General features: G+C 61.3%; 8 protein-coding genes. 5 read left to right on the top strand and 3 right to left on the bottom strand.

What is annotated here, in order from left to right; all coding sequences use genetic code 11:
• A partial coding sequence (locus tag ASH00_RS16645) for an IPT/TIG domain-containing protein (protein ID WP_162252846.1) occupies positions 1-1,727 on the bottom strand: 1,727 nt, incomplete at its 3' end.
• Between the two features lie 257 nt (positions 1,728-1,984).
• Between ASH00_RS16645 and pepN the strand changes: the two genes are divergently transcribed.
• The 4 genes from pepN (at position 1,985) to ASH00_RS07415 (ending at position 6,358) form a co-directional block, all read left to right on the top strand.
• On the top strand, positions 1,985-4,537 hold the full coding sequence (gene pepN / locus ASH00_RS07430) for an aminopeptidase N (RefSeq protein ID WP_056546893.1): 2,553 nt from the start codon (positions 1,985-1,987) through the stop codon (positions 4,535-4,537).
• A gap of 75 nt (positions 4,538-4,612) precedes the next feature.
• Positions 4,613-5,134 carry an OsmC family protein gene (locus tag ASH00_RS07425; RefSeq protein ID WP_056546890.1) on the top strand — a complete coding sequence of 174 codons (522 nt, stop codon included), beginning with the start codon at positions 4,613-4,615 and terminating at the stop codon, positions 5,132-5,134.
• A gap of 137 nt (positions 5,135-5,271) precedes the next feature.
• Positions 5,272-5,895, top strand: coding sequence for a mechanosensitive ion channel family protein (locus ASH00_RS07420; protein ID WP_056546887.1), 624 nt, complete (start codon positions 5,272-5,274; stop codon positions 5,893-5,895).
• Positions 5,885-6,358, top strand: a complete 474-nt coding sequence (locus ASH00_RS07415; protein ID WP_056546884.1) for a globin — start codon at positions 5,885-5,887, stop codon at positions 6,356-6,358. The genes ASH00_RS07420 and ASH00_RS07415 overlap by 11 nt, the downstream gene beginning before the upstream one ends.
• Positions 6,359-6,381: 23 nt before the next feature.
• Here the strand turns inward: ASH00_RS07415 and ASH00_RS07410 are convergent, their stop codons facing one another.
• The gene (locus ASH00_RS07410) at positions 6,382-7,053 is read right to left on the bottom strand and encodes a hypothetical protein (protein WP_235563222.1); all 672 of its coding nucleotides are present in this window, start codon (positions 7,051-7,053) and stop codon (positions 6,382-6,384) included.
• A 142-nt stretch (positions 7,054-7,195) separates the two neighbouring features.
• Between ASH00_RS07410 and ASH00_RS07405 the strand changes: the two genes are divergently transcribed.
• On the top strand, positions 7,196-8,152 hold the full coding sequence (locus ASH00_RS07405; protein WP_056546879.1) for an acyl-CoA thioesterase: 957 nt from the start codon (positions 7,196-7,198) through the stop codon (positions 8,150-8,152).
• A gap of 69 nt (positions 8,153-8,221) precedes the next feature.
• On the opposite strand, the gene ettA is transcribed toward ASH00_RS07405, so the two are convergent.
• Positions 8,222-9,904 (bottom strand): energy-dependent translational throttle protein EttA, encoded by a 1,683-nt coding sequence (gene ettA / locus ASH00_RS07400; RefSeq protein WP_056546876.1) that lies wholly within the window; start codon positions 9,902-9,904, stop codon positions 8,222-8,224.
• Positions 9,905-9,916 lie beyond the last annotated feature (12 nt).

Genomic DNA, 9,916 nt, shown 5'->3' with positions numbered 1-9,916 from the left:
CCGACCTGAACCCGCGCATCCCAGCCGCCGGCAGCGTTGCGGGCGTACAACCACAGCTTGCCGTCGGCACTTCTCGCCAACACATCCACGTTCCCGTCACCGGAGAAATCATGGCCATCCAATCCGTCCGGCACCGGCGTCGGGGTTGGTGTCGGATCCGGTGTCGGTGTCGGATCCGGTGTGGGCGTCGGTGTCGGTGTCGGATCCGGTGTAGGCGCCACCGCAGTGTAGGTGTAGGTCACCTCATTGGAAACGCCGGCCGGCGTCGTAATGAAGATCGCAACCGGTCCCGCTGTATTCGCTTCGACCGTGAAGGACAGCTCCGTGTCGGACACGACGGTGACGTCATCATCAAGGAATGATGCAGGTCCCATGGTCACCATGGTTGCGTCGGATAGGAAGCCCGCGCCTCGTAACGTGACCACGGTGGCACCTTCCAGCGGACCTGATTCCGGAGTGATGGACGTGATGACTGGAGGCGCAGCCGCTGCAATGTAGGTCAGATCCACGGTGCCGCTCGTGCCAACCGGAGTGGTGACGCTCAGCGGTGCAATCCCTGCCGGATGGGCCGGCGCATTCACGATGAGCGTTCCTGTGTTCATCACCTCTACGTCGTCCGGAGAAATTACAGTGTCCCCGACGGTGACGCTTGTCTGTCCCCTGACGAATCCCGATCCGAACACCCAGACCTCTTCGCCTCCGGTCGACGCCGTATCGTCCGGATCGAGTTCCTCGACCTCCGGGGCCTCGGGAGCAGGTTCGGCATAGGTGAATTCGAGCCCGTTGGTTGTTCCTGAGGGAGTCGTTGCAGTCACCACTGCCGGGCCGGCGGTGCCTGCCGGAGTAGTGAAAGTGAGTTCCCTGTCGGACACGACGACGACTCCGCGTGCTTCGGTCCCACCAATGGCAACTGTTGTGTCCGCTGTGAAGCCGGACCCTCGGAGCGTCACCGCGTCTCCCCCGGTACTGACGCCATTTGCGGGCAGCAGTTCTTCCGCCGTCGGCGCTTCCGGTGCCTCCAGATGCTCGCAGTTCACGTCTCCAATTGAGATGCGGCCAAGCCATATTGTCGCGATCTTGCCCACCTCGGGAGCTGACCCGGTGAGCGAGAGGTTGACAGTCAAGCCCGAAGCTGTGGCTGAAGAGGCGTTCTGGGTGGCTGTGGCCGGTAGAACTCTGGCGACAAGTTCAGCGGCTGTCATCCCCGGCACAGTCGCCGCTGCTGCGATCCTCTGCCCTTCCGCCGGCACCTCGTCCACGTCAACCGGTGTTCCCAGAATGGTCACATCCTGGGAATCCGTCTCGGCTGCGGGGGAAGTTCCGGGTAGGCAGTCCGCCGAGGAGGCCACTTGTTTTGCCTCTACCGCTGCCACGCCGAACATTGAAACCGACAGATCCTCGACGAGAACCGAGCTGGTTGTTCCTTCCGCGCCTGCGCCTGACGTCGTCGCGAGCGCAGCGGTACCTGCCACGCTGGCTCCTGTCAGCTCACCGAGATGCGCTGAGAGGTCCGGAATGGCAAGTTCGCCCGGTGCCTCAATTGCTGCACCTGCGTCTACGTCCAGCAGGATTGTGCGGCCCAACTCCAGCGACAGTTGCAGTTTCACGGCCGACGCATCCGCATCGCCGGGGGCGCCGAGCGTTGGCGTTGCAACCATCGCTGTGCCACCAATCGCGAGCGCCGACGCTATCGCGGTAACCCTCGCAGTGCTCCATCTCGAGGACATATTCACACTCCTATGCAATCCGGACAGCCGCATCGCCAAACCGCCACCGGTGGCGGGACGTTGCACGACTGCGTGCTGATGCAACGGTAAGGAAGGAACCTTGGGAACAGGTTGAGCTCGGCCTTCAACCGGACAGCCCTATCGTCCGCGCAGGGCAGCGGCGAAATGGTGAAGGTGCACCGTTCTGCGTAAGGTGGATCACACCGCGTTACCGCGCGGTACCACTCCCCACTCTCGGAGGCATCACCTTGCCAGGTATGAACCTGACGCGGGACGAAGCACGCCAGCGCGCGGCCATAGTCAGCGTCCACAGCTACGCCATCAATCTCGACCTGACCCGCGGCGACTCGATCTTCGGGTCAACCACCGTAGTGTCCTTTGACGCCGTGCAGGGTACGTCGACGTTCATTGACGCCGTCACCGCGGCAGTCCACCGGGTGACGCTCAACGGTGTAGACCTCGATGTGGCGGATGTCGCGGACGGCGTGCGTATCCGTCTGGATAACCTCGCTGCGTCCAACGAGCTGGTGGTTGATGCCGACATGCTCTACATGAACACCGGTGAGGGCCTGCATCGCTTCGTCGATCCAGTCGACAATGAGGTGTACCTCTATACGCAGTTCGAGGTTCCGGATTCCCGCCGTGTTTTTGCCGTCTTCGAGCAGCCGGATCTGAAGGCGACATTCCGATTCACCGTGACTGCGCCGGCGCACTGGGATGTCATTTCCAACTCCCCCACGCCCCAGCCCGCTGAAGCCGGTTCTGCGGATGACGGCGGTGCACGCTCCACGTGGGCCTTTGCCCCGACACCGGTGCTCTCTTCCTACGTCACGGCCCTCATTGCCGGCCCATACCAGTCTGTACGCAGTGAACTCACGAGCTCGGACGGACGGACCATCCCCCTCGGCGTCTTTGCACGCAAGTCCCTTATGCAACACCTCGACGCCGAGAACGTCTTCGAGCTGACCCGCCAGGGGTTCGAGTTCTTCGAAGCGCAGTTCGGCGCCCCTTATCCGTTCGAGAAGTACGATCAGCTGTTTGTTCCCGAGTTCAACGCGGGAGCGATGGAAAACGCCGGCGCGGTGACCTTCCTTGAAAGCTATGTGTTCCGTTCCCGGGTGACCGAAGCCACCATTGAACGCCGCGCAATTACTATCCTCCATGAACTCGCGCACATGTGGTTCGGTGACCTGGTAACTATGCGCTGGTGGAATGACCTGTGGCTCAACGAGTCCTTTGCAGAGTTCATGTCCACTCTGGCGTCCGCGGAGGCAACGAAGTTCACACAGTCGTGGACCACCTTCGCATCCCTCGAGAAGGCCTGGGCGTACCGCCAGGACCAGCTGCCCTCAACCCATCCCATCGTGGCTCCCATCAATGACCTGGAAGACGTGCAGGTCAACTTCGACGGCATCACCTATGCCAAGGGCGCTTCCGTGCTCAAACAGCTGGTGGCGTGGGTGGGTCAGGACAAGTTCATGCAGGGAGTACGCGAATACTTCGGCAAGCATGCCTGGTCCAATACCGAGCTCCCCGACCTGCTCGTCGAGCTTGAGAAAGCAAGCGGCCGTGACCTGAAGGAGTGGTCAGCCCAGTGGCTGGAAACGGCCGGTGTCAACACCCTCCGTCCGGAGATCACTTCCAACGACGACGGCGCTATCACCTCCTTCGCGGTCCAACAGTCCGCGGTGGCGGACTTTCCGACGATCCGTTCGCACCGCTTGGCGATCGGTTTCTATAATTTGACAGGCAACGGGCAGCTTGAGCGCTCGCACCGGGTTGAACTCGATATTGCGGGAGAACGCACGGCTGTCGATGAACTCATCGGGTTGCAGCAGCCGGATCTTGTGCTGCTCAACGACGACGATCTCGCCTACGCGAAAATCCGGCTTGACGACCGGTCGCTGCGAACCGCTACCCGCCATCTGAAGGACTTCAGCGAGTCCCTGCCCCGCACGCTGGTGTGGGCGTCGGCCTGGGATGCAGCCCGCGACGGAGAGACACCTGCACGCAATTACGTCGAGCTGATATTGCAGAACATCGCCTCAGAGTCTGACTCCTCAGTGGTTCTGGTGCTCCTGCGGCAACTCGCAACGACCCTCGCCCTCTACGTGAGTCCGGCTGACCGGCAGCCAATGGAGATAGCTGCCGCAGACAGCCTTTGGCAGTTGGCGGAGGGTGCTGACGCCGGGTCGGACTCGCAGCTACAGTTCGTGAAGGCGTTCGCCGTTCACGCTCAAACCGGACCACAGCTCGACATCATCGAACGGATCCTTGACGGTTCCGCTTCACCAGAGGGACTCACTGTGGATGCTGACCTGCGGTGGGAGCTATTGACCAGCCTCGTGGTGGGTGGCCGGAAGACCCAGAGGGATATTGACGCCGAACTCGAGCAGGACGCCACGGCCACCGGCGCGCTTGCCGCTGCGCAGGCGAAGGCAGCCATCCCGACCGCTGAGGCAAAGGAGGAAGCCTGGACGGCCATCGTGGAGCGCTCAGACATGCCTAACGCTGCACAGCGTTCGGCGATCGCCGGCTTCACACGGGTCCATGACACGAATCTTCTGGAACCTTTCGCCGGGAAGTACTTCGCTTCGGCGAAGGATGTGTGGGCAAACCGCACGCATGAGATCGCCCAGCAGATTATCGTCGGCCTCTATCCATCGCGACTGGCTACGCAGGGCACACTCGCGGCCACTGACGAGTTCCTGGCAACTCTGGATCCGGACCTTGCCTCGCTTCGCCGGCTCGTTCTGGAAAACCGGGACGGCGTGGCGCGCGCTCTCAGGGCGCAGGCAGCAGATAAATAGCGAAGAAGCCGCTGGTTGCACCCGTTGGCCGGTCCGCGCACTGCGGTTATCGGCCAACGGGTGTACTTTGTGGCTATGAACCTCTCTGAGCATCACTATCAGGTACGCGTGGTGTGGACGGGGAACCGCGGTGCCGGCACATCCTCATACCGGTCCTACACCCGCGATCACGAGGTGGCATCAGCCGGCGTCCCCATCATTCCCGGGTCGGCAGACCCGACGTTCCACGGCAATCCCGAACGTTGGAACCCGGAGCAGCTTCTCCTTGCCGCTCTTTCGCAGTGCCATATGCTGTCTTATCTTCATATGGCGGTCAAGAACGGCATTGTCGTGACTGCCTATGAAGATGCGGCCGAGGGAACCATGCGGCTCAACGCTGATGGCAGTGGTGAGTTCACCGGCGTCATACTGAAGCCTCGGGTCACCATCACGGACAGCACGGTCAAACATACGGCCCAGTCAATCCACGCCGACGCTGCTGCGGCCTGCTTCATCGGACGATCAGTCAATTTTCCCGTCTTGCATGAACCGGTTGTCATGGTGGGCGGCACAGCGAACCCGGTCACCGAGATTTCCCGCCAGAAGACCACCGCCTGACCGGGTAATCTAAGCGGCGCAGCGCGATTGCCGCCGGGAACCAGTGTGCGCTCGCGCCTGCCGACGACGGGTAATCTTGAGCTGCCCGACGAGCCCTTATGTTTCCGGCCGCGTACCGCCCGATGAAAGGTATTCCCATGCAGTTTCTTGACCAGCTCGGTTACGGCGGAAACATCATCGCCGCCGCGCTGATCCTGCTGGCCGCTCTCATACTCTGGCTCATACTTCGCGCGTTGATCAACCGCATGGTGAAGCGTGTGCAGAACGGCTATGAGATGTTCAAGAAACCGCATTTCCAGTGGGCGCAGCCAGTGTTGCGCACACTTGACCACAAGCGGCGAATGCAACGAGCCGAGACCATCGGTGCGCTACTGCGCAGCACGACGGCGGTCACGATCGCGATCATCGCGCTCATGACCGCAATCGAGCAGCTCGGAGTCAACATCGGTCCTATCCTCGCAAGCGTCGGGATCGTCGGTATTGCCATTGGTTTCGGAGCGCGGGAGGTAATCCGGGACGCGTTCTTGGGATTTTTCATCACCATCGAAGATCAGTACGGCATCGGCGACGTCATCGAGGTGGGAGATACCGTCGGGGTTGTGCAGTCCGTCGGACTGCGAATCACACGCATGGTGGATGAGAACGGTGCAATCTGGTACATCCGCAACGGTGACATCATGAAGGTAGGCAACAGGACACAGGGCAACTACGTTCCGCCCACAGCAGATGACGAAAAGGTGGAAAAAGCCAATGAGCAGTGAAACACCCGGTCCGATTCCCATCCCGTCGAGATTCGGTGAACCGATTGCCCAGTTGACCCCCGTGGGGCCGCGTTTTGACCAGCCATCCTATACCGACAACTTTTACGAGGCCGTCGGTGGGCATGCAACGTTCGCCCGCCTGGTCGATGTGTTTTACGCCGGCGTGGCATCGGATGAGCTGCTGCGTCCCATGTACCCGGAAGAGGATCTGGGTCCAGCCAAGGAACGCCTCCTGCTGTTTCTTGAGCAGTACTGGGGCGGACCGAAAACCTACGGTGAGACTCGTGGCCACCCCCGTCTGCGGATGCGCCACCAGCCCTTCCACGTCACACCGGCTGCCCGCGACCGCTGGCTGACGCATATGCGCGACGCCGTCGATTCCCTTGAACTTTCACCGCTGCACGAGGCGACGCTATGGGACTATCTGGATCGGGCGGCACATTCCATGGTCAATTCAGCCTGAGGTCTGCAGAGCCCTGCTGCGGTTTAGAGAACAGCGGCCTGGCGTACGAGGACGTGTCCGGTTCCCGTACTCAGGCGCGTCCAACGGTGGTTGGTGAAGATGCTTGCCCGCTCTCCCGGTCTCAGGAAACCGAGGACAAACGCACCAAAAGCTGCACCTGCGGGCAGATCCGCCGGTGCCTCTGCAACCGGGCGTCCCCAAATGATGCCGCGTGCGTTGTTCACAACGATGGCGCCGGGAGACTGCGGCACTGATTGAGCCACTTCCCGGATACCCTCCGAGGCAGCGGCGAGCAGCAGGTCGGTTGACATCGAGCCTTTCGATTCCCATCCGGCCCGCGGCGGCAGAACTCCAGCCCAGATTTCAGTGACCGTTGTCGGCGGCACCGGCAGAACGACGTCGTTCTCGGTCATGCGGGCCAGCCGGTCGGACACGGACGCCAAAGCCACCGTTGTGTCCAGCTGTCCCGGTTCCGCGAGCGGAATGGTGCGCAGGCCGAGGACCGTCGGCGTCGCCTCGCCGAGAATGCGGGGGGCGAGGATGCACACGTACGCCGCCAGCACCTTCCCGCTGGCTTGGAGACGGACTGCTCCGTCCTCGGCTGCGCGTGCGCGTCCCACGTAAGTGCGCAGGTCCAGCATCACCTGTGGATCGGCAAGTGAGAGTTCTCGGGACATGGTGGAGGGTTGAGACATGGTGCAATTCTCTCATCCGCGCAGTTGAGGCTGAACGCCGCGCAGTCTAATGTCGGTGATGGTTCCACTGAAGGCATGCTGCCGGATGAGCCGGGAGCCGTCCAGGCACAGCGCCGTGTAGTACAAGGAGCCAACCATCACCATGTCCGTCCAGCCCTCACAGGACCCTACAGCCGCGCTTGTCACCCTTCTCGACCTGGACAGCGCCGCAGGAGCCCAGACGGACGAGGAGATCTTCGTTGCGACTCCGGTGAAGCAGCCGGGCAAGCGGGTCTTCGGAGGGCAAGTGCTCGCCCAGGCTTTGATGGCTTCTATCCGGACCGTGGAATCGGCGCGCTTTGTGCACTCGATGCACGGCTACTTCCTGAGGGCAGGCGATGCCACCCTGCCAATCACCTTCGGGGTGCAGCGGCTGCGCGATGGACGCTCATTTTCCGCGCGCCGGGTTCACGCATACCAGAACGGCGTGCCCATCCTGTCAATGATCGCTTCCTTCCAACAGCCTGATGAGGGAATTACGCACCAGGAGTCCATGCCGGCCGACGTCCCGGAGCCGGAATCGCTCCCCTCGACGGCGGATCTCCTGGGACGCTTCGATCATCCGGTCGCGAAAGCGTGGGCCTATGATCGCCCGTTCGACATCCGCCATATCGACTCCCCGCTCTATGTCGAGAACACAGGATCGGATGAACCTGTGAACGCCGTCTGGATGAAAACATTCGGAGCGATGCCCACAGATCCCGCGATGCATCAGGCGGCTCTTGCGTACGCGAGCGACTACACACTGCTCGAATCGATCCTGCGCCCGCACGGCCTTACCTGGATTCACCCGGGGATGAGCGTGGCGAGTCTAGACCATGCCATGTGGTGGCATCGCCCGGTTCGGGTCGATGAATGGCTGCTGTACATCCAGGCATCGCCCAGCGCTTCCGGTGCCCGCGGGCTGGCGTTAGGAAAAATTTATAACCGCTCAGGCTATCTCGTTGCCACCGTCGCGCAAGAGGGCATGATCCGCGTGCCTGACGACGCAGGCAGCAAGCTAAAGGGTGCCGTGCAGAAAAAGCTGATGGACCAGAAGATGCGTCGCTGGAAGAATTGAGATCCGTGCTTAACTGACTGAGGGAGCGCCCGGCCCGCACGCTCCCTCAGTCGATGTCAGCCCGCTTTTCTAGTCGCGGGTGAGACGCCGGTGTGTCACACGGTGAGGTTTGGCGGCATCAGGGCCAAGCCGCTCAACCTTGTTTTCCTCGTACGCCTCGAAGTTACCCTCGAACCAGTACCAGTTCGCCGGGTCTTCCTCAGTGCCCTCGTAAGACAGGATGTGGGTAGCTACCCGGTCCAGGAACCACCGGTCGTGCGAGACCACAACGGCGCAGCCTGGGAATTCGAGCAGCGCGTTTTCCAGGCTGGAAAGAGTCTCGACATCGAGGTCGTTGGTGGGCTCGTCGAGGAGGAGTAGATTTCCACCCTGCTTCAGCGTCAGCGCGAGGTTCAGCCGGTTACGCTCGCCGCCGGACAACACTCCCGCCTTCTTCTGCTGGTCGGGTCCCTTGAAACCAAACGCGGACACGTAAGCACGGGACGGCATTTCGACCTGGCCGACCTGAATGTAGTCAAGGCCGTCCGACACTACTTCCCACAGGGACTTATTGGGATCGATCCCGCCACGGGACTGGTCAACATATGAAATCTTGACGGACTCGCCGATCCTCAGTTCTCCGCCGTCGAGCGGTTCCAGACCGACGATGGTCTTGAACAGGGTGGTCTTTCCGACGCCGTTCGGGCCGATTACTCCGACGATACCGTTCCGGGGCAGAGAGAAGGACAGTCCATCGATGAGGATGCGATCGTCATAACCCTTCCGGAGATCATGTGCTTCAATCACCTGGTTGCCGAGGCGCGGGCCGGGTGGAATCTGGATTTCTTCGAAGTCCAGCTTTCTGGTCCGCTCCGCTTCCGATGCCATCTCCTCATAGCGGGCAAGACGCGCCTTGGACTTGGTCTGGCGGCCCTTTGCGTTTGACCGCACCCATTCAAGCTCCTCAGTAAGCCTCTTGGAAAGCTTCTGGTCCTTCTTGCCCTGAATCTCGAGCCGCGCACGCTTCTTCTCCAAATACGTGGAGTAGTTGCCTTCATACGGGTACAGATGTCCGCGGTCTACCTCCGCAATCCACTCAGCGACATGGTCAAGGAAGTAGCGGTCGTGAGTGACGGCGAGAACTGCGCCGGGGTAGGCAGACAGATGCTGCTCGAGCCACAGCACGCTTTCAGCGTCAAGGTGGTTGGTCGGTTCGTCCAGCAACAGCAGGTCCGGCTTCTGGAGCAGCAGCTTGCACAGCGCAACGCGGCGCCGCTCTCCACCGGACAGTATCGACACGTCAGCCTCGGGCGGCGGGCAGCGCAGGGCATCCATCGCCTGCTCGAGCTGGGAATCGATGTCCCAGGCGTCCGCGGCGTCAATGGATTCCTGGAGCTTGCCCATTTCATCGAGCAGCCGATCGTAATCGGCGTCAGGGTTGGCCATTTCTTCGGAGATCTCGTTGAAGCGCTGAATCTTGCCATAGATTTCTCCGACGCCCTCCTGCACGTTGCCGAGAACCGTCTTTTCCTCGTTCAGGGGCGGTTCCTGGAGGAGGATGCCAACTGTGTATCCAGGGCTAAGCCGTGCCTCGCCATTCGAGGGAGTATCCAAACCAGCCATGATTTTCAGGATGGTGGACTTTCCCGCGCCGTTGGGCCCCACCACACCGATTTTGGCGCCCGGGTAGAACGACATACTCACGTCGTCGAGAATTACTTTGTCCCCAACGGCCTTACGGGCCTTGGTCATTGTGTAGATAAATTCCGCCATAGTCCAAGGCTA

This window comes from Arthrobacter sp. Soil782 (assembly GCF_001428435.1).
Taxonomy (GTDB): Bacteria; Actinomycetota; Actinomycetes; order Actinomycetales; family Micrococcaceae; genus Arthrobacter_D; species Arthrobacter_D parietis.
This window is presented reverse-complemented; position numbering and strand designations above follow the sequence as displayed.